This window comes from Acidovorax sp. ACV01 (assembly GCF_014851495.1).
GTDB lineage: Bacteria > Pseudomonadota > Gammaproteobacteria > Burkholderiales > Burkholderiaceae_C > Acidovorax > Acidovorax radicis.
In genome coordinates this window covers 389,005-407,241 of record NZ_JACUZT010000001.1, presented here as the reverse complement: position 1 = coordinate 407,241, position 18,237 = coordinate 389,005, and the positions used below count along the sequence as shown (strand labels likewise).

20 protein-coding genes are annotated in these 18,237 nt (G+C 65.3%); 7 read left to right on the top strand and 13 right to left on the bottom strand.

Features of this window, described 5'->3' with window-relative positions; genetic code table 11:
- Positions 1–8: 8 nt before the first annotated feature.
- From IB243_RS01945 to IB243_RS01935, 3 genes are read right to left on the bottom strand one after another with little or no spacing between them, the layout of a single operon-like run.
- On the bottom strand, positions 9–1,082 hold the full coding sequence (locus tag IB243_RS01945) for a hypothetical protein (protein ID WP_192424618.1): 1,074 nt from the start codon (positions 1,080–1,082) through the stop codon (positions 9–11).
- A gap of 26 nt (positions 1,083–1,108) precedes the next feature.
- Positions 1,109–1,900, bottom strand: coding sequence for an SDR family NAD(P)-dependent oxidoreductase (locus tag IB243_RS01940; protein WP_192424616.1), 792 nt, complete (start codon positions 1,898–1,900; stop codon positions 1,109–1,111).
- Complete coding sequence (locus IB243_RS01935) at positions 1,897–2,448, bottom strand: ester cyclase (RefSeq protein WP_010461525.1); 552 nt, start codon at positions 2,446–2,448, stop codon at positions 1,897–1,899. Before IB243_RS01935 ends, IB243_RS01940 begins: the two co-directional genes overlap by 4 nt.
- Positions 2,449–2,667: 219 nt before the next feature.
- Between IB243_RS01935 and IB243_RS01930 the strand changes: the two genes are divergently transcribed.
- Positions 2,668–3,396: a Crp/Fnr family transcriptional regulator gene (locus tag IB243_RS01930; protein WP_192424614.1), complete on the top strand. Its 729-nt coding sequence runs from the start codon at positions 2,668–2,670 to the stop codon at positions 3,394–3,396.
- Between the two features lie 73 nt (positions 3,397–3,469).
- Here IB243_RS01930 and IB243_RS01925 read toward each other — a convergent pair whose 3' ends face one another.
- Complete coding sequence (locus IB243_RS01925; protein WP_029413816.1) at positions 3,470–5,101, bottom strand: HD family phosphohydrolase; 1,632 nt, start codon at positions 5,099–5,101, stop codon at positions 3,470–3,472.
- Between the two features lie 103 nt (positions 5,102–5,204).
- Between IB243_RS01925 and IB243_RS01920 the strand changes: the two genes are divergently transcribed.
- From IB243_RS01920 to IB243_RS01910, 3 genes are all read left to right on the top strand, one after another.
- On the top strand, positions 5,205–6,206 hold the full coding sequence (locus IB243_RS01920) for a rhodanese-related sulfurtransferase (RefSeq protein ID WP_192425347.1): 1,002 nt from the start codon (positions 5,205–5,207) through the stop codon (positions 6,204–6,206).
- Complete coding sequence (locus IB243_RS01915; protein WP_192424612.1) at positions 6,203–6,868, top strand: glutathione S-transferase; 666 nt, start codon at positions 6,203–6,205, stop codon at positions 6,866–6,868. Before IB243_RS01920 ends, IB243_RS01915 begins: the two co-directional genes overlap by 4 nt.
- 114 nt (positions 6,869–6,982) lie before the next feature.
- Positions 6,983–7,180: a hypothetical protein gene (locus IB243_RS01910; RefSeq protein WP_192425409.1), complete on the top strand. Its 198-nt coding sequence runs from the start codon at positions 6,983–6,985 to the stop codon at positions 7,178–7,180.
- A gap of 100 nt (positions 7,181–7,280) precedes the next feature.
- Here the strand turns inward: IB243_RS01910 and IB243_RS01905 are convergent, their stop codons facing one another.
- From IB243_RS01905 to IB243_RS01870, 8 genes are all read right to left on the bottom strand, one after another.
- The gene (locus IB243_RS01905) at positions 7,281–7,820 is read right to left on the bottom strand and encodes a disulfide bond formation protein B (protein ID WP_192425346.1); all 540 of its coding nucleotides are present in this window, start codon (positions 7,818–7,820) and stop codon (positions 7,281–7,283) included.
- A gap of 146 nt (positions 7,821–7,966) precedes the next feature.
- Positions 7,967–9,091, bottom strand: a complete 1,125-nt coding sequence (locus tag IB243_RS01900) for a sulfate/molybdate ABC transporter ATP-binding protein (protein ID WP_010461518.1) — start codon at positions 9,089–9,091, stop codon at positions 7,967–7,969.
- A gap of 12 nt (positions 9,092–9,103) precedes the next feature.
- Positions 9,104–10,012 (bottom strand): sulfate ABC transporter permease subunit CysW, encoded by a 909-nt coding sequence (cysW, locus tag IB243_RS01895; RefSeq protein WP_192424610.1) that lies wholly within the window; start codon positions 10,010–10,012, stop codon positions 9,104–9,106.
- Positions 10,009–10,878 carry a sulfate ABC transporter permease subunit CysT gene (cysT, locus tag IB243_RS01890; protein ID WP_192424608.1) on the bottom strand — a complete coding sequence of 290 codons (870 nt, stop codon included), beginning with the start codon at positions 10,876–10,878 and terminating at the stop codon, positions 10,009–10,011. The genes cysW and cysT overlap by 4 nt, the downstream gene beginning before the upstream one ends.
- Positions 10,879–10,909: 31 nt before the next feature.
- A complete protein-coding gene (locus IB243_RS01885; RefSeq protein WP_192424606.1) occupies positions 10,910–11,914 on the bottom strand; it encodes a sulfate ABC transporter substrate-binding protein in 1,005 nt (334 codons plus the stop codon).
- 231 nt (positions 11,915–12,145) lie between these two features.
- Positions 12,146–12,727: an RBBP9/YdeN family alpha/beta hydrolase gene (locus tag IB243_RS01880; RefSeq protein ID WP_370540294.1), complete on the bottom strand. Its 582-nt coding sequence runs from the start codon at positions 12,725–12,727 to the stop codon at positions 12,146–12,148.
- A gap of 65 nt (positions 12,728–12,792) precedes the next feature.
- Complete coding sequence (locus tag IB243_RS01875) at positions 12,793–13,434, bottom strand: peroxiredoxin (RefSeq protein ID WP_010461502.1); 642 nt, start codon at positions 13,432–13,434, stop codon at positions 12,793–12,795.
- Between the two features lie 113 nt (positions 13,435–13,547).
- Positions 13,548–14,276 carry an AAA family ATPase gene (locus IB243_RS01870; protein WP_192424604.1) on the bottom strand — a complete coding sequence of 243 codons (729 nt, stop codon included), beginning with the start codon at positions 14,274–14,276 and terminating at the stop codon, positions 13,548–13,550.
- Positions 14,277–14,501: 225 nt separating this feature from the next.
- Between IB243_RS01870 and IB243_RS01865 the strand changes: the two genes are divergently transcribed.
- Genes IB243_RS01865 through IB243_RS01855 form a run of 3 tightly spaced genes read left to right on the top strand, consistent with a single transcriptional unit; the run spans position 14,502 to position 17,226 of the window.
- Positions 14,502–15,416, top strand: coding sequence for a hypothetical protein (locus IB243_RS01865; protein ID WP_192424602.1), 915 nt, complete (start codon positions 14,502–14,504; stop codon positions 15,414–15,416).
- Between the two features lie 38 nt (positions 15,417–15,454).
- Entirely contained in the window at positions 15,455–16,072 is a 618-nt protein-coding gene (locus IB243_RS01860) for a sigma-70 family RNA polymerase sigma factor (RefSeq protein ID WP_192424600.1), read from the top strand.
- Positions 16,069–17,226: an ankyrin repeat domain-containing protein gene (locus tag IB243_RS01855; protein ID WP_192424598.1), complete on the top strand. Its 1,158-nt coding sequence runs from the start codon at positions 16,069–16,071 to the stop codon at positions 17,224–17,226. The genes IB243_RS01860 and IB243_RS01855 overlap by 4 nt, the downstream gene beginning before the upstream one ends.
- Before the next feature lie 52 nt (positions 17,227–17,278).
- On the opposite strand, the gene IB243_RS01850 is transcribed toward IB243_RS01855, so the two are convergent.
- The gene (locus tag IB243_RS01850) at positions 17,279–18,148 is read right to left on the bottom strand and encodes an HDOD domain-containing protein (protein ID WP_192424596.1); all 870 of its coding nucleotides are present in this window, start codon (positions 18,146–18,148) and stop codon (positions 17,279–17,281) included.
- Positions 18,149–18,237: the final 89 nt, after the last annotated feature.

The following is an 18,237-nucleotide window of genomic DNA, read 5'->3' as shown; positions in this document are numbered from 1 at the left end:
CACAGGCGTCACACGCGCTGCAGCTGTCCCGACTCGGTGGCGCCCCAGAGGTGGCCCGTGGGCGCGCCCGGGAACAGCCAGTGCGGCGAACATTCGCTCGACGGCACCACGTTGCTGAAGCCGTGCGACGCCGAGGTGCCGGCGATGGTCTTCTCCAGCACCATCGAGAGGTACTGGTCGTTGCTGTTTTCCTGCGTGTTGCCGTTCAGGACCACCTCGGCCCCGGTCGCCTTGGCAAAGCGGCGGATGGCGTTGTGGCACGAGACCTCGGGCGCCCAGCTGTCGGCCGAGACGCCGTTTTCGCTGCTCACACGCAGACCGTCCGGCACGCGGTAGACCAGCGAATGGTTGCCCTCGGTGTGCCCCGGTGTGTGCACCAGCGCCAGGCCCCGGCCCAGCTGCACGCTGCCGTCGAATGGCACGATGCGGTCGCCGGCCACGCCGCGCAGGCCGTCGGGGCAGTACCAGTCGGCCTGGGTGGGCAAGAGGCCCGCCACGCTCGCCAGCTCCTGCCGGTGCACCAGCAGGCGCGCGTTGGGCAGCAGGCCAGGCCCGCCGTCCGTGCCCAGCCAGCGCCGCAGGTTCTGCGTGTGCAGGTGGTCGTAGGTGATGTAGTCGATGCGCTCGGGCGCCACGCCCACGCTGGCCAGGGCATCCAGCACGGTGCCATAGATGGGCGCGATGGTGCTGTGCAAGAAGGCCGGCGTCTGCTCGCTCAGGCGGCGGAAGTACGGCGTATCGCGCCCCGTCTCGTGGTCTGCCGGCGTGAACAGCAGGTGGCGCAGCTGGCCTTCGAAGTCCTCGAACTGGATGAGCACGGTGCGCGCCAGCAGATGCACCATGTGCGGCTTGAGCAGCTGCTGCGAATACACACCGCTGAACGCATACCAGGCCGGATAGGGAATACGCAGCAGGTCGAAGCTGCGGGCGTAGCGCACGGCCGGCTCGTCGAGGAACCGCTCGCGGAACTGCGCGCCGCTGCGGCGCAGCGCGCGCAGGCGGTCCTGCGGCGACGGCGCGCTGCGGGCGCTGTCGAAGTCCGTGACCGCCGCCAGGGTGGAAGGGGCGTTGTCTCTTTTCATGGAGTTCTCCTGGAGAAGTAGGCAGGTCAGTAGAGCGAGCGCCCGCCCGAGATGTCGAACACCGCGCCGGTGCTGAACGAGCAGTCGGCCGAGGCCAGCCAGGCCGCCATCGCAGCCACTTCATCGGGCAACACGAAGCGGCCCATGGGCACGCGCGCAAGCAGGTTCTGGCGCAGCGCGGCCTGGTGCTCCGCCGGTACGGCATCGAACACCGCCGTGTGGGCCGCCGAAGGGGTGATGGCATTGACCAGGATGCCCGGCGCCGCCAGCTCCTTGCCCAGCGACTTGGTGAGTGCGATGAGCCCAGCCTTGGACGCGGAGTACGCCGCATTCAGCCCGTTGCCTTCCTTGCCCGCCACTGAGGCGATGTTGACAATGCGCCGCCCCAGGCCGGGCAGCTGGGTGCCAGCCAGGTCCCGCAGCATGCGTGGCACCACGGCCCGGCAGCACAGAAAGGCGCCCGTGAGGTTCACCTCCATCACCTGGCGCCACTGCGCCGGGGTGTGTTCCCACAACGGCGCCAGCGGGCCCAGCACGCCGGCGTTGTTCACCAGCACGGTGATAGGCCCGAGCGCCGCCTCGCTGGCCTGGGCGGCCGATTCGACATCGGCCTCATGGGCCACATCCACCCGGGCCGTGTGGATGCGGGCGCTGGCATCCAGCGGGGCCCTGGCGGCCTGGAGCGCCTCTGTGTCGCGGTCCCACAGGGACACACTGGCGCCATCGGCCAGAAAGCGCCGGGCAATGGCCAGGCCGATGCCCTGTGCGCCGCCGGTGATGACCGCGTGGTGACCCGAGAGCGCCGAGCCCGCCGTCATGCGGCAGCCGCAGTGGTTTCTGGTTGGCGCCCTGAAGCTGCGGGCGCGCTGGTGGGCCCCGCCGCCAGGAGCGAGCCCACAATGGCCGGCAGCTGCGCGGGCGGCACGCCGGCCAGCAACTGGCGCAGCATGGTCATCGAGTCGAAGTACACGCGCTCGCAGACCAGGCGCTCGCCCTCGAAGATGAAGAGCGCAATCATGCGGCAGCGGAAGCTGTTGCCCGTGGGCGGCAGGTTGCCCAGCGGGCCCCGGTGGGTGCCCAGCAGCCAGAACTCCACGATCACTGCGTCGTCGGTGTGGCGCAGCTGGATGATCTCGTGCCGCTGGTCCGGGAAGGCCTTGCGCGAGGCCAGGTAGTAGGCACGCACCGCCTCGTTGCCGTCGTGCACCTCGCCGGTCGGAATCAGTTCGTAGTGCGGGTGCGGAAAGGTGTCCAGCACCGCGTCGAAGTCCTGGCGGGTCTCGTCGGCAAAATGGTCCAGCACGGTCTTTTCGCGCAGGGCCTGCAGGGCGGTCTGTGGGGCTGGGGAGGTGGTGGCAGTCGTCATCGTGGGTTCCTTGGTCTAGGTGGTGACCTGCGCGTTGCATCGCAGTACAGCCATCGACTATCCGCAGCCCTCCCTTCGCAGACTGTCTGTTGTTGGCAATTGCGGCCCCGGACAAACCCGCACAGGCCTTCCGCCCCGCCCCCGCATGCGGTACACCGTGCCACCCACCTTGATCGCTCGTCTCAGCTCGCCAACACGCACAAGCCCGCCATCCACCCCATGCCCCTGCGCACGCCCCCGCCCCGCTCTCCCACCTTGTCCCCCGACGCGCCCCACGCGCTCACCGCCCCCGACGCGGCCAACAGATTGCGCCTGCCGGACGATGTGCAGCTGCAACTGCTGCAGGTCGCGCACCACAAGCAGCTGCAGCGCGGCGATTCGCTGTTCCTCAAGGGCTCGGCGCCCGATGCCCTGTTCGGCGTGGTCAGCGGCTCGCTGCGCGTGAGCGTGGTGGCCCCCGGCGGGCGCGAGGCCGTGATCGCTGTGCTGGAGCCCGGCCACTGGTTCGGCGAGGTGTCGCTGTTCGTAGGCCGCGAGCGCGTGTACGACACCTGTGCGGTCGATGCGGCCGAGATCGCCGTGGTCTATGCCGACGACTTCCACCACCTGGTGAACACGCAGCCTCAGGTGCACATGGCGTTTACCAGGCTGGTGTGCATGCGGCTGCGCCAGGCGTTGGCGTGGATCGATGACGCCATCCTGCAGCCGCTGCCCGTGCGGCTGGCGCACCGGCTGCTGACGCTGGACGCCCGGCCCGAGGCTTCGGACGGGGTGACCACGCTGGCGGTGTCGCAGGAAGACCTGGCCTTCATGCTGGGGGTGTCACGGCAGAGCGTGAACCGGCAGTTGAAGCTGTGGGAAGACGAGGGGATCTTGCGGGTGGGGTATCGGGTGGTGGAGGTGATGGATCGGGGAAAGCTGGAGGGGTGTGTGCGGGATGGGGGGTGATTTGATCCATATGGGCCGCCAGCGCCCATTCAGCATGTGCTGTTAGCTATTAAAACAATAGCTAACAGCCCTGCTAAACAAACCCCAGCGCTGCAATATCCACCCCGTCCACCTGCCCCGCATCCAGAAACTCCTGTCCATACCGCAGATACACCCCCTCGCGCACGAACACCTCGAACAGGTCTGGGTCGATGTGCCCGTTGTCCCGCATCCTGCGCATGATGGCCAGCGCCTCTGACAGGGTCATGCCACTTTTATAGGGCCGGTCTGCCGCTGTCAGTGCCTCGAAGATGTCGGCAATGCCCATCATGCGGGCCTGCAGCGACATCTGCTCGCGCGTGAGGCCACGCGGGTAGCCCTTGCCATCCATGCGCTCATGATGACCGCCCGCGTACTCGGGCACGTTCTTCAGGTGCCGGGGCCAGGGCAGCGTCTCCAGCATCTTGATGGTGGCGACGATGTGGTAATTGATGGTGTCGCGCTCCGCCTGGTTCAAGGTACCCGCACGGATGGTGAGGTTCTCGACCTCTTCGGCCGTCAAAAAGCTGGTCTGCACGCCCTGCGGGTTGCGCCAGTGGCGGATGGCGGCAATGTCGCGCACGCGCTGCTGGTCTTCGGGCCGCATGGCTTCGCTGCCGGTGTTGCAGTGGCGCAGAAACTTGCGCTCCTCTTCCAGCGTGTGGATCTCCTGCTGCAGGCCCTGCAGTTCCTGGCCTTCGGCCCGCGCATCCACCACGGGGCGCAGCGCCAGCTGGCGGCGCAGCGCGGCCAGCTCGGCGTCGCGCTTGAGCACTTCAAAACGCGTGTCCACCAGGCCGATGCGGTCGTAAATCGTCTGCAGCTTGGTGGCCTTGTCCACCACGTGCACGGGCGTGGTGATCTTGCCGCAGTCGTGCAGCAGGCCCGCCATCTTGAGTTCGTAGCGGTCCCGTTCGGTCATCTTGAAGGCTGCCAGCGGGCCTTGCGCCGTGCGATCCACGGCCTCGGCCAGCATCATGGTGAGAGCTGGCACACGCTGGCAATGGCCGCCGGTGTACGGCGATTTTTCGTCAATGGCCAGGTTGATGAGGTTCACAAACGACTCGAACAACCGTTCGAGCTGGGTGATGAGCAGGCGGTTGGTCAGCGCAATGGCGGCCTGCGAGGCCAGCGATTCGGCCAGGCTCTGGTCGGCCTGTGAAAAGGTGATGACCTCCCCCGTCTGCGGATCGCGCGGGTTGATGAGTTGCAACACGCCGATCAGCTCCCGGTCATGGTTCTTCATCGGCACCGTGAGGAAGGATTGCGAGTGGTAGCCGGTGCGCAGGTCAAACGCACGGGTCCCCGAGAAGTCAAACCCTGCCGCGCTGTAGGCATCTGCGATGTTCACGGTGCGGTCGTGAATGGCGGCATGCGCGGCCACCAGAGAGTCGTTGGGCGCACCATCGGCTGTACGCAGGGGCAGCAGCGGAAGGTCGATGGGTTTGCCCGTGGTACCCCCGAGGCGGATGCCCAGGGAGTCCGTGCGCAGGATCTCGAACTTGAGGGCCGACTGGTCTTCCGTCACGCTGTAGAGCGTGCCGCCGTCGGCGCCGGTGATGGCCTTGGCCGCCTCCAGGATGTTCTCCAGCAGCCGGTCGATATCCCGCTCGCGCGAAAGCGCCGCGCCGATGCCGTTGAGCTGCTCCAGCCGGCGAAACAGGTCGATCGTGGATTCCTTGCTCATACAACCACCTTGGTGCAGCGTTGGCGACACCACATCGTAACGAAAGGTGACCGCTATCATCACCCCCTTCCTTCCACAAGTCGCTGCTTCAGGCACCCCATTCGTGCACTCGGTCACACCCCGCTTTCTCACCGTCGCCCTCTACCAGTTTGCCGATCTGCCCGACTGCGCCACATTGCGCGCGCCGCTGCAGGCCCTGTGCGACGAGCGCGGCGTGCGCGGCATGCTGTTGCTGGCGCCCGAGGGCGTCAACGGCACCATCGCGGGCGAGCCAGCCGATGTACTGGCCGTACTGGCCTGGCTGCGCAACGACCCGCGCTTTGCCAACCTGCAGCACAAAGAGGCGCCTACCGAGCGCCAGCCGTTCTACCGCATGCGCGTGCGGCTCAAGCTCGAGATCGTGACCCTGGGGGTACCCGGCCTGAACCCCGCCCACAACGCGGGCACCTATGTGAAGCCCGAGGACTGGAACGCGCTCATCGACGACCCCGGTGTGGTGGTGGTGGACACGCGCAACGACTACGAGGTGGGCATCGGCAGTTTTGAGCGCGCCATCAACCCGCACACGAAGAGTTTTGCGGAGTTTCCGGCGTGGGTAGCAGTGCAATCGCAGCCTGGCGGCGTGCTGGCAGGGAAACCCCGCGTGGCCATGTTCTGCACGGGCGGCATCCGTTGCGAGAAGTCCACCGCCCTGCTCAAATCGCAGGGGTTCGAGGAGGTCTTTCACCTCGAAGGCGGCATTCTCAAGTACCTCGAAACTGTGCCCGAAGAGGCCAGCCGCTGGCATGGCGACTGTTTTGTGTTTGACGAACGGGTGTCGGTAGGCCACGGCCTGGCACCCGGCCACCACCAGCTGTGCCGCTCGTGCCGCATGCCACTGGGCGAGGCCGAATTGCACTCGCCACATTACGTGCGCGGCGTGAGCTGCCCCTACTGCCACGGCACGCGCACACCCGAGCAGGAACGCGCGCTGGCAGAGCGGCAACGCCAGATGGACCTGGCAAACCAACGCGGACAGGTGCACATCGGCGCGCGGCAACCGGGCAACCCGGCGCGATCCAGCTCCAGAGACGACGAGAGTGATCACGAGGACGAATCCGCGTGAGCGCCCTGCCCGTCCTTTATTCCTTTCGCCGCTGCCCGTATGCCATGCGCGCCCGGCTGGCGCTGGCCGTGAGTGGCCAAGTGTGCGAGTTGCGCGAGGTGGTGCTGAGGAACAAGCCACAAGGTTTGCTGCAGGCGTCGCCCAAGGCGACGGTGCCTGTGCTGGTGCTGCCCGACGGCAAGGTGCTGGAGCAGAGCCTGGACATCATGCAATGGGCATTGGCCCGAAACGACCCTGCCGGCTGGCTGGCCCCGAGCCACGGCGACGTGGAAGACATGCTGGCATTGGTGGCTGAATGCGACGGCCCCTTCAAGCAAGCACTGGACCGCTGCAAATACCCCAGCCGCTACCCCGAGGCCGACACCGCCCAGGCCCGCACACAGGCCGTGGAATGGCTGCACGGCCTGGAGACACGGCTTGCCCAACGCCCCTTCCTGTTTGGCGACCACGCCGCCCTGGCGGACATGGCCATTGCCCCCTTCGTTCGGCAGTTTGCGGGCATTGACGCCGCATGGTGGAATGCCCAACCCTGGCCACACCTTCAGACTTGGCTGGCGCAGTGGCAGGTGAACGGCCTGTTCGAGAGCGTGATGCACAAGCTGCCGGGATGGGTGGATGGCACGAAGGGGGTGCCTTTCCCATTCCTGGAGGATGGTAGATAACCAGACAGGGACACCCGATGTGCAAACGCGCCCCTTGCACTGCAACGTCCCGTTGTCCTACCCGTGCCACTGTGTTCTCGGACAAGGATGGGTATCCACCACTGAAAGTACGAGATGACCGATCCCCGCAACATTGCGCACGACAAGAAGGTTCAGCAAGCGAAACAGCACAACAACGAGGAGATCGCCCCGGGCGCTGACAAGACACCTCAGCCGGGGAAGAAGACTCCCATGGAGCACCATGCCTCTGACACCCCCAAGGTGCCCGACGAGGCTGCACCCGTGCCCACGGAAGAAAAGCCATTGAAATGATGCATCGGGACGCCAGACCGCACCGCCCGACACCTTGATTCAGCAAATGAAAAAGGCGCTCCAACGAGCGCCTTTTTTAGTCCATGGCGAGCCAGGGGCATCACGCCATTGAGTAACCCGAGCCCCCCCGGCTCCCACCATTCTTCAAGGCACGCACCAGCAGCACCAGCAGCACCAGGCCAAAACCCACAAAACAGATAAAGGACCAGTTGGCAATCGAGCCACCGAGGAACGTCCAGTCAATCGCTGTGCAATCGCCCGAGCCCCGAAAGATCATCGGAATGGCGCGGCTGATGGGGTAGTTTTCGATCATTCCGTAGAAGTCACGGCCGCAGGTGGCGATTTCGGGGGGATACCACTGCAGCCAGCTCTGGCGGGCCGCTACAAAGGCGCCAAACCCGGCCGCGATCACCGCCAACACCGCCCAGGTCATCCACCAGCCTTTTTGGCCCCTGACGCTTGCCAGACCAGTAAAGATTGCTATACCAATGAGAGCATAGCGTTGCACGATGCACATGGGACAAGGCTCCAGGCCCACCACATGCTGCAGGTACATGCCAAAAGCCAGCATCGCCACACAAGCCACGCTGATCAGTGCCAGCACGCGGCGCGGGGCCTGATCGATCCAGTTCAACACCATCATTCTTATCCCTCATCCAATAGCCATTGCAAACGGCGCCGCCTCCGAAACGGGCGCGGCCCATGCCAGTGCACCCGTGGATCTGGCTCCGCCAGTCCACCGGGTGCGCCCCCTCAGGGGGAAGACGCGCAGCGGCTCAGGGGGAGTCAGATTCCAGCGGCGTGATCCAAGAACACTCGGGCGCGGCGCGGTGTCACCACCAGCGTTTCACCCTCCTTGAAACCCATTTCCTTGAACTGCTGCGCAGGGATCTGCGCTTCGATCAAGTGGTCTGGGGACGCATTGTCCGCTGGTTTGTGGTCGTCGGAGGGAATAAGTTCCAGCCGCGCAATCGGGCCCACCACAATGGCGCGGCTCAGTTGGGCCACGATGCCGCGCGGGCGACCTTGGGCGTCGAGCCCGGCGCCGGGCGAATAGCGCTCCACATCCAGGTCGTGCGGCCGCACATAGGCAAAGGCCTTGGCGTTTTGCGCCTGGCTGTGTTCGGGCGAGTCGATCTGCATGCCGTCGAGGTGCACCAGCCCCTCATGCGCGCGGCCATGGAACAGGTTCACGTCGCCCAGAAAGCCGTAGACGAACGGGCTGGCGGGCTGGTCCCACACCTGCTGGGGCGAGCCACTTTGCTCGATGCGGCCCTGGTTGATGACCACCACACGGTCGGCCACTTCCAGCGCTTCTTCCTGGTCATGGGTCACGAAAATTGAGGTGACGTGCAGTTCGTCGTGCAGGCGGCGCAGCCAGCGGCGCAGTTCCTTGCGCACCTTGGCGTCCAGCGCGCCAAACGGCTCATCCAGCAGCAGCACCTTGGGCTCCACCGCCAGCGCGCGGGCCAGGGCGATGCGCTGGCGCTGCCCGCCGGACAGCTGCGAGGGGTAGCGGTCGGCCAGCCAGTCGAGCTGCACGAGCTTGAGCAGGTCGGTCACCTTCTGCTTGATCTGCGCGTCGCTCGGGCGCTCGCTGCGGGGCTTGACGCGCAGGCCGAAGGCCACGTTCTCAAACACCGTCATGTGGCGAAACAGCGCGTAGTGCTGGAACACGAAGCCCACGTTGCGCTCGCGCACGTGCACATCGGTGGTGTCTTCGCCGCTGAAATGGATGGTGCCCACATCGGCCGTCTCCAGGCCCGCGATGATGCGCAGCAGCGTGGTCTTGCCGCAGCCCGAGGGGCCCAGCAGCGCGATGAGTTCGCCCGACGCGATATCGAGGCTCACATCGCGCAGCGCCTGGAAGTCGCCGAATTGCTTGCTGACGTTACGGATTTCAATGCTCATGGTCTTCTTCCTTCAGCGGGCGGTTGGCAAAGGCGCGGGCCGCTCGGGGGGCAATTCGGCAGCCGCCTTCTGCGCCTGCTCGTTGCGGTGCTCTGCAATGGTCTTGATCACCAGGGTGACGAGCGCCAGCAGCGCCAGCAGCGAGGCCGCCGCAAACGCAGCCACCGACTGGTATTCGTTGTAGAGAATCTCGACGTGCAGCGGGATGGTGTTGGTCTGCCCACGGATGTGGCCCGACACGACGGACACCGCACCGAACTCGCCCATGGCCCGCGCATTGCACAGGATCACGCCATACAGCAGGCCCCACTTGATGTTGGGCAGCGTGACGTACCAGAAGGTCTGCCAGCCGGTGGCGCCGAGCACGATGGCGGCCTGCTCCTCGTCGTTGCCCTGCGCCTGCATCAGCGGGATCAGCTCACGCGCGATGAACGGGAAGGTCACAAAGACCGTGGCCAGCACGATGCCCGGCACGGCAAAGATGATCTTGATGTCATGCGCCTGCAGCCAGGGGCCAAACCAGCCCTGCGCGCCAAACATCAGCACATAGATCAGGCCCGCCACCACGGGCGACACCGAGAACGGCAGGTCTACCAGCGTCGTCAAGAACGCCTTGCCCTTGAACTCGTACTTGGCAATACACCAGGCGGCCGCCACGCCAAACACGAGGTTCAGCGGCACGGCGATGAGTGCAGTGATCAGCGTGAGCTTGATGGCCGACCAGGCATCGGGTTCACGCAGGCCTTCGAGGTACGCGCCAAAGCCCTTGCGCAGCGCCTCGGCAAACACCGCGGCCAGCGGCAGCACCAGGAACAGCAGCATGAAGATCAGCGCGATGGTGATCAGCGTGTAGCGGACCCAGGGCGCTTCAGTAGTGCCCGCTTGTGCGCGGCGGATAGTCCGGGAGTTGTTGCCGCTCATGCTGGAGCCCCCGCGTGGCGCCGCTGCCAGGCCTGTAGTGCGTTGATGACCAACAGCAGGATGAATGAGATCACGAGCATGACAACCGCCACGGCGGTGGCGCCGGCGTAGTCGTACTGCTCGAGCTTGCCGATGATGATGAGCGGCGTGATTTCAGACACCATGGGCATGTTGCCGGCGATGAAGATCACCGAGCCGTACTCACCCACCGCCCGCGCGAACGCCATGGCAAAGCCGGTGAGCAGCGCGGGGGTGATGGAAGGCAGGATGACCTTGGTGAAGGTTTGAAGGCGCGTGGCCCCGAGGCAGGTGGCGGCTTCTTCCAGCTCTTTTTCAGCGTCTTCCAGCACGGGTTGCACGGTGCGCACCACGAACGGCAGGCCGATGAAGATCAGCGCGATCACGATGCCTGCGGGCTTGAACGCGAGCTGAATGTCCATGGGCTCCAGAATCTGCCCGACCCAGCCATTGCCAGCCAACAAGGCGGTCAGCGAGATGCCGGCCACAGCGGTGGGCAGCGCAAACGGCAGGTCCACCAGCGCGTCCACGATCTTCTTGCCCGGAAACTTGTAACGCACCAGAACCCAGGCGATCAGCAGGCCGAACACCAGGTTGACCAGCGCCGCGAGGAATGACGCCCCGAAGGTGAGCCGGTACGAAGCCATCACGCGGGGCGCACTGATGGCCGCCCAGAACTGCTCCCAGGTCAGCGTGAAGGTCTTGAAGATCAGTGCCGACAGCGGGATCAGCACGATGATGCTCAGATAGAAAAGCGTGTAGCCCAGGGTCAGCCCAAAGCCGGGCAGCACGCGTTTGGGCGCGCGCCGTCCGGCCGGGGCTGCGGCCACTGCAGTCGCGGTGGTCATAAGTGAGGAGGTAGAGGCGAAATGCGCGGACTTACTTGGCGCCGGGCGTGTAGAGCTTGTCGAACTGACCGCCGTCGTTGAAGTGCACCTTCTGTGCTTCGGTCAGCGAACCAAAGTACTTGGCCACCGTGAACTGCTTGAGCGGCTTGAAGGTATCGGCGTACTTCTTGAGCACGGTTTCAGAGCGCGGGCGGATCGCGTGCTTGGCGGCGATTTCCTGCGCCTCTTCGGAATACAGGTAGTCGAGGTATGCCTTGGCCAGCTGGGCGGTTCCCTTCTTGGCCACGGTGCGCTCCACCACGGCCACGGGGTTCTCGGCCACCACGCTCACCGACGGGTAGATCGCATCGACCTTGCCAGCACCGAATTCGCGGTCGATGGAGACCACCTCGGATTCGAAGGTGATCAGCACGTCGCCCTGGTTGCGCTGCAGGAAGGTGGCGGTCGCATCGCGCCCGCCCTTGGCCAGGATGGGCACGTTCTTGTACAGCTTGCCCACGAACTCGGCGGCCTGTGCCTCGGTGCCACCCTTTTCGCGCACGGCGCCCCAGGCAGCCAGGTAGGCATAGCGGCCGTTGCCGCCGGTCTTGGGGTTCACCACGATCACCTGCACGCCGGGCTTGATGAGGTCGTCCCAATCCTTGATGCCCTTGGGATTGCCGTTGCGCACCAGGAACAGCATGGTCGAGGTGGTGGGCGATGCATCGTGCGGGAATTTCTTGGCCCAATCCTTGGCCACCACGCCGTTGTCGGCCAGGAACTGCACGTCGGTGGTCGTGTTCATGGTGACCACGTCGGCGGCCAGCCCGTCGTTCACGGCGCGCGCCTGGGCGCTGGAGCCGGCGTGCGACTGGTCGATCTTCACGTCCTGGCCAGTGGTCTTCTTGTAGTGCGCGGCAAAGGCGGCGTTGTAGTCCTTGTAGAACTCGCGCGCCACGTCATACGACACGTTCAACAGCGAATTCTGTGCGGCAGCCATGCCGCTGGCGGCCAGGGCCAGGGAGGCAAGAAGGGTCTTGAGTTTCAAAGAAGTCATGGTGGTGTCGCCAAAAAAATACTGGAGATGACGCATTGTGCGGAGGCGTCCTTAAAACTCAAAAGAATATATTCTTGTTAATTAATCGTATATTGGCATATGGATTTTTCATCGACCGCCGCGGGTCGATTGCATGCCTGCCCGGGTAGCCACCCCGTACGCGGCGCTTCAAGCAAAACAAGCCGCTAGCGCTTTAACATAAAGCGCCAATAGCTATTAAAATTATAGCAATCAGGCCGCTGCAGACGATACGTGTGTTGGGGCGGCAGGCTGCTGCGGCACGGCGTGGTCGCCTTCCAGCGATTGCAGCAATGCCCAGCCCAGGGGCCATTCGCCATGGCCCGAGTCGATATTGATGTGCCCGGCGTTTTGCATGCGCACGAACTCGCTGCCCCAGGCCCGGGCATAGGCACCCGCCAGCCGGATGGGGCAAAAAGGGTCATTGCTGCTGGCCACCACGATGCTGCGGTAGGGCAGCGCGGCGTAGGGCACGGGCGCAAAGTCGCTCAGGATGGCCCGGCGCTCGGGGTCGGCCGGGGCCACCAGCAGCGCACCACATACGCGGGCCGCCGCCTCGGGGCCGATGTGACTGGTGGCAATGCAGCCCAGGCTGTGCGCCACGATCACCACCGGGTGGGGCGCAGCGAGCACGGTTTTTTCAAGCTGGCCCACCCAGGCCGAGCGGGTGGGGGTGACCCAGTCGTCCTGCACCACGCGGCGGGCATGCGGCAGGCGCTCAGCCCACAGGCTTTGCCAGTGGCCGGGGCCCGAGTCACGCCAGCCGGGAACGATGATGATGGAGGTGGTGGTCACAGAAATCAGAGGGCCGGCCGCAACCTCGCGCCGCAGCTCCGCCCTGTTGTTGTGCTTTTGTCTTCTTACTTGTTGGGCTGGGGCGTGATGCGCAGGTAGGGGCGCACGGCCTTGAAGCCCTTGGGGAAGCGCTGCGCGATCTCGGCCGGGTCCTGCAGGCTGGGCACGATGATCACGTCGTCGCCGTCCTTCCAGTTGGCGGGCGTGGCCACCTTGTGGCTGTCGGTCAGTTGCAGCGAGTCGATCACGCGCAGGATCTCGTCGAAATTTCGGCCCGTGCTGGCGGGGTAGGTGAAGGTGGTGCGGATGACCTTCTTCGGGTCGATGATGAACACGCTGCGCACCGTGACCGTGGTCGATGCGTTGGGGTGGATCATGTCGTAGAGGTCGGCCACTTTCTTGTCCGCATCGGCCAGGATGGGGAAGTTGACGGTGGTGTTCTGCGTCTCGTTGATGTCGCCGACCCAGCGGTTGTGCGAATCAACGGGGTCCACGCTCACGGCGATGGGCTTGACATTGCGCTTGGCGAATTCGCCCGACAACGCTGCGGTTTTGCCCAGTTCGGTGGTGCAGACGGGCGTGAAATCGGCAGGGTGCGAGAAGAGCACGACCCACGAATCACCGGCCCACTCGTGAAAACGGATGGTGCCGGCAGTGGATTCCTGGGTGAAGTCGGGGGCGGTGTCGCCGAGTCGCAAAGTGGCCATGTGAAACGCTCCGTCAATGTCTGAGGGGGCATTCTGCGATCCGGCCTTTAAAACCCAAACGAATATATTGCTCTTACTTAATCGCCAAAACGTCTATAAAACAAGACGATCCGTCACCCTTCCAAGATGCGTTTCAGCCGCTCAGGGTAGTTGTTGAGGAAATCGTGCGTCACGACATAGTGCTCGGTGTCCTCGAACGCCACTTCGGACAATCCGCCACCGTCGAACTGGATGATCTTGGCGTTCGGGTAAGACAGCAGAATGGGCGAGTGCGTAGCGATGATGAACTGCGACTTGTCCTCTACCAACTGGTGGATGGCCGACAGCGCAGCCAGCTGCCGATTGGGGGACAGCGCGGATTCGGGTTCGTCCAGCAGGTACAGGCCCTTGCCCTGGAATTTGTGCGTGAGCAGGGCCATGAACGCTTCGCCATGCGAGCGGGCATGGAGCGATTTGCCGCCGTAGGAGTCCAGGTAACCCACCTCGTCCATGTAGGTCGCCACGTTGAAGAAGCTCTCGGCCCGCAGAAAATAGCCATCCTTCGGCGCGCGGTAGCTGTGCGCCAGCCGCAGCACCTCGTGCAGGGACGATTCCGACCCTGCCGTAGCCAATTGGAAATTACGGGTGCCACCCTCGGGGCTGTAGCCAAGGGCCAGGGCAATGCCTTCCAACAGTGTGGACTTTCCAGATCCGTTCTCGCCCACGAAGAACGTCACGTCCGGGTGAAACTCCAGCCGGCCCAACTCGCGGATGGCAGGGATGTTGTACGGGTAGGTGTCGTAGTCGATCTCCGCATCCGGACGGATGCAAGCGCTCTGAAGGTAGGGTTTGGCAGACAGCATGTGCGCCATGCTAACGGGCAGCATGGCCAATCGGCAGACTGCTAAAGCGCCGCAAGTGGCGCTCTATCCGGCGGTCCCGGCAGGCCGAGTCGGCCCTGCAACCCGTTGCAGAAATGGGTCTCTAGATATCTCCAAAAATATTTCCATTATTTTTGCTGCGCTTCAACCCCATTCACCCGCCCCGTTCGTTTCACTCAGCACCAACAACACTTTGATGGAGCTGCCATGAAACCCGGTTCATTCACCCTTCCCGCAGTCACTGCATTGGCCGCCTTGCTGGCACTGGCCAGCCTGCCTGCCCAGGCCATTGGCCGCCTGGCCGATGTCACCATCGTGGACCGCGATACCGGGGCCACCCTGCCGGTGCATTACGCCAAGGGCGAATACTGGGTGGCTGGGCGCCCCGGCGCGCGCTACGCCATCACCGTACGCAACCGCTCGGGTGAACGGGTGCTGGCCGTGCCTTCGGTGGATGGCGTCAATGTGCTCAGCGGTGAAACCGCCGCCTGGGACCAGCGTGGTTATGTGTTCTCGCCCTACGAGCGCTACCAGATCACCGGCTGGCGCAAGAGCGACAGCCAGGTCGCCGCCTTCGAGTTCTCCAGCATTGCCAACTCCTACGCCAGCCGCACGGGCCGCCCGGCCCACGTGGGCGTGATCGGCGTGGCGTTGTTCCGCGAACAGCCGCCGGTGCCTTCGCCCGCCGTCACCCCCGAGCCCTACAGCCAAAGCCAGCGCCGTGAAAACAGCGGTGGAAACGGCAATAGCCTGGGGCGCTTGCGCGAGGAGCCTGCCCCCCACCAGCCCTTGCCATCGGCAGCGCCCGCCGCTGCAGCACCCGCCCCCTCCTCGGAAGCCGAATCCTCCGCACGGTCGATGGCTGCGGACAGTGTGGCCAGGGCGGCGCCCATGCCGTCTGCGAAGCTGGGTACGGCCCACGGCCAGCGCGAGACCTCGGTCGTCTCGCACACCACCTTCACGCGCCTGCAGGACCAGCCCAACGAGGTGATCAGCATCCGGTATGACAGCCGCGAAAACCTGGTCGCCAGCGGCGTGATCCGCGAGCCATTGGCGCGGCCGCATGTGCCCCGCGCATTTCCGCAGTCGGACAACCTGTCGTATGTTCCTGACCCGAGGTAGGCCTTGAGGGCTTCCGCTCTGCAGAGGCCCGCCGGTGCATGAGGGCCTCGCATAATGCGCCGGTGCCAACAGCCCCTTCCCCCGCCCACACGGACGAACCCGACGAGACGCTCATGCTGCGTTATGCCGGGGGAGACATGGGCGCATTCGACACGCTGTACGGCCGGCACGAACTGGCGGTATGGCGGTTTGTGTTTCGCAGCGTCAAGGTCCAGGCCGTGGCCGACGACCTGCTGCAGGATGTCTGGTTTTCCGTGGCGCGCCACGCCAGCGGCTACGAGGTCAAGGCGAAATTTCGCACCTGGCTGTTCACGCTGGCGCACAACCGGCTGGTGGACCATCTGCGCACCGCCAAACACCACGCCAGCCTGGACGCGAGCGACGAGGACGCGCGCAGCCTGGCCGACACGCTGGTGGCCGACTCCGGGTTCGGGCCGGTACGGCAGTTGCAGTCGCGTGAGCAGGCGGCAGCGCTGATCGCCGCCGTGGAACAACTGCCCCTTGAGCAGCGGGAGGCCTTTCTGCTGCAGGCCGAAGGTGACCTCAGCGTGCAGGAGATTGCACAGGCTACCGGTGTGAATTTTGAAACCGCCAAGAGCCGCCTGCGTTATGCGCGGGCCAGCCTTCGCCAGCATCTCAAGGAGTTTGCATCATGAGCGCGCCAGACGACGACCTGGTCCGGCGATACCGCGAAGCCAGCGCACAGGAAGATGCCCGCCCCGGCGCGCAGGTGCGCGAGGCAGTGCGAGCGCATGCGCAGATGCTGGCGGCAGCAGCTGCCATGGCCCCATCGCCCACGGCAGCAGCCCCAAGCCGTACTGCTGCCAACCAGTCACGCTGGAAGATCTCGGCCCTGGCTACCGTGGCCGTGGTGGGGCTGGCCGGCTTGCTGATGTTGCAATTCGAGCGCGGGACGCCCGAAGAACAAGAAACCGCCTACGGCCGCCGCCGGGCTGAGGCGCCAGCCCCTGCCGCTTTGCCGGCCCCCACGCCAGCACCGTCTACCGCACCGGCCGCAGAAACAAGCTCGGCGGCAGCCGCGGCGCCATCGGCCGCTGCAGCTTTGCCAGCCCGTGCCCGCGACACGGCGATCCCACCGGCCATGTCCACGGCACAAAAACCTGCGGCACCGGCGCCAGGCCATGCCAGGCCGCTGGCCAAGACTGCACCGGCACCTTCACCAGCATCGGCAACCGCAGCCCCCGAAGCCGAGTCCTCATCGGGCCGCAGCGCAGCCGGGGCCGTTTCAGGCTTTCCCGCATCGCCGCCCATTACCGCCGAAAAGGCCATGACGCCCCGTCCAGCACCGCCACCCGCGCCCTCCGCTGCGCCAGCCCCCCGCGCTGAAATGCGCGAGCGCTCCGCGGTGCAAGATGGTGCCGCTTCTAGGGAAGTGGTGCCACAGCCCCAGGCCATGCCATCCGCTGCGGCACCTGCCGCCGCTCCGGCTGCCCGCAGCCCACAAGGGGGCAACGCTGCGAGCGGCAAACTCGCGGCCACCACACCCAGCGCCGATGTGGGTTCCAGCGTCTTGTTGTTGCAGCAGTTGTGGGAAGCCGCCCGTACAGGCGACCCTCTCCAGGTGGAAAGCCTCGTTCGCCAGGGCGCGCCCATCGACGCCCGCGACAGTGGTGGCAGGACGGCACTGATGCTTGCGGCCACCCACGGCCAGACCACCACCGTCCAGAAACTCCTGGCGCTGGGAGCCAACCGAACCCTGGTGGACCGTGAAGGACTGAACGCGGCGCAGCAAGCCCGGCAACGGGGACATACGCGCATTGCGGACCTGATCGACGCTGAACAACGCTAGTCGCGGAGCCGCCAGCTCAGGCGGTGTCCAGTGTCAGAACGTGTCTACGTTCTCAGAACCGCACGGCCTCAAAGGCCGGGTGCAGTGCGTCGATCCAGTGGTCCAGCTCATCCTGCGTCACGTGCAGATGCTGCATGCAGGCCTGGCCGTGCTGCAGCCATTCGCGCGTGGGGGCCAGGTTGTCGTGGTGGTTCACCAGGTACTCGGCCAGCAGGCCCAGCGCCACAAGGTGCCGCACCGTGGGGTTGAAGCGCTCATCGCCCAGGCACGCAAAGTCGTGGTGCAGCCAGATGGCCTGCGCCACATCCCCCGGCAGGTGCCAGGTGCGGGCCACGATGGCGCCCATCACGGCGTGGTCGGTGCGGTGGCTGGCGTTTTCGGTCTGGGTGAAGGTGCGGTCCTTGCGGGCCAGGGCCTCGGTCACGGTGCTGGCATAGCCCCGCACGGCCTTCACCAGCACAGGCATTCCCACATGGCAGAACAGCCCGAAGCTGTAGCCCAGGCCCGGGTCAAAGCTGTACAGCTGGTGGCCGATGTGCTCGCACGCAATGGCGCGGCGCTGCGAGCTTTCCCAGAAATGCTCCAGCAGCGGGGACCGCACCTGCAGGGCATTGCGCGTGATGAAGGCCGACAGCAGCTCCACCGCAGGCTGGAGCCCCAGCACCGTGAGCGCCATGCCCACGGTCTGCACCGGCTGGGCCAGGCCATACAGCGGGCTGTTGGCCAGCCGCATCACGGCAGCGGCCAGGGCCACGTCCGAGGACGCCAGTTGATCCAGGGAGGCAGAGTCCAGCTCGGGCGCGGCCATGATCTGCTGCAGGCGCAGCAGCGACTCGGGGCATGGCGGAACCACGATGGTCCGCACCGCAGGGTGCACGCGGGCTTGCCGGATATCTTGATCGATGGGGTGTGGAGCGGTCACAAGGAATCCCGGACGGCCCCGGTGCGGTAAACACAGGAGCTGCCCGCACAGTTGCAATTCGTTGCATTGTGGCGCCAAAAAGCGGTGTG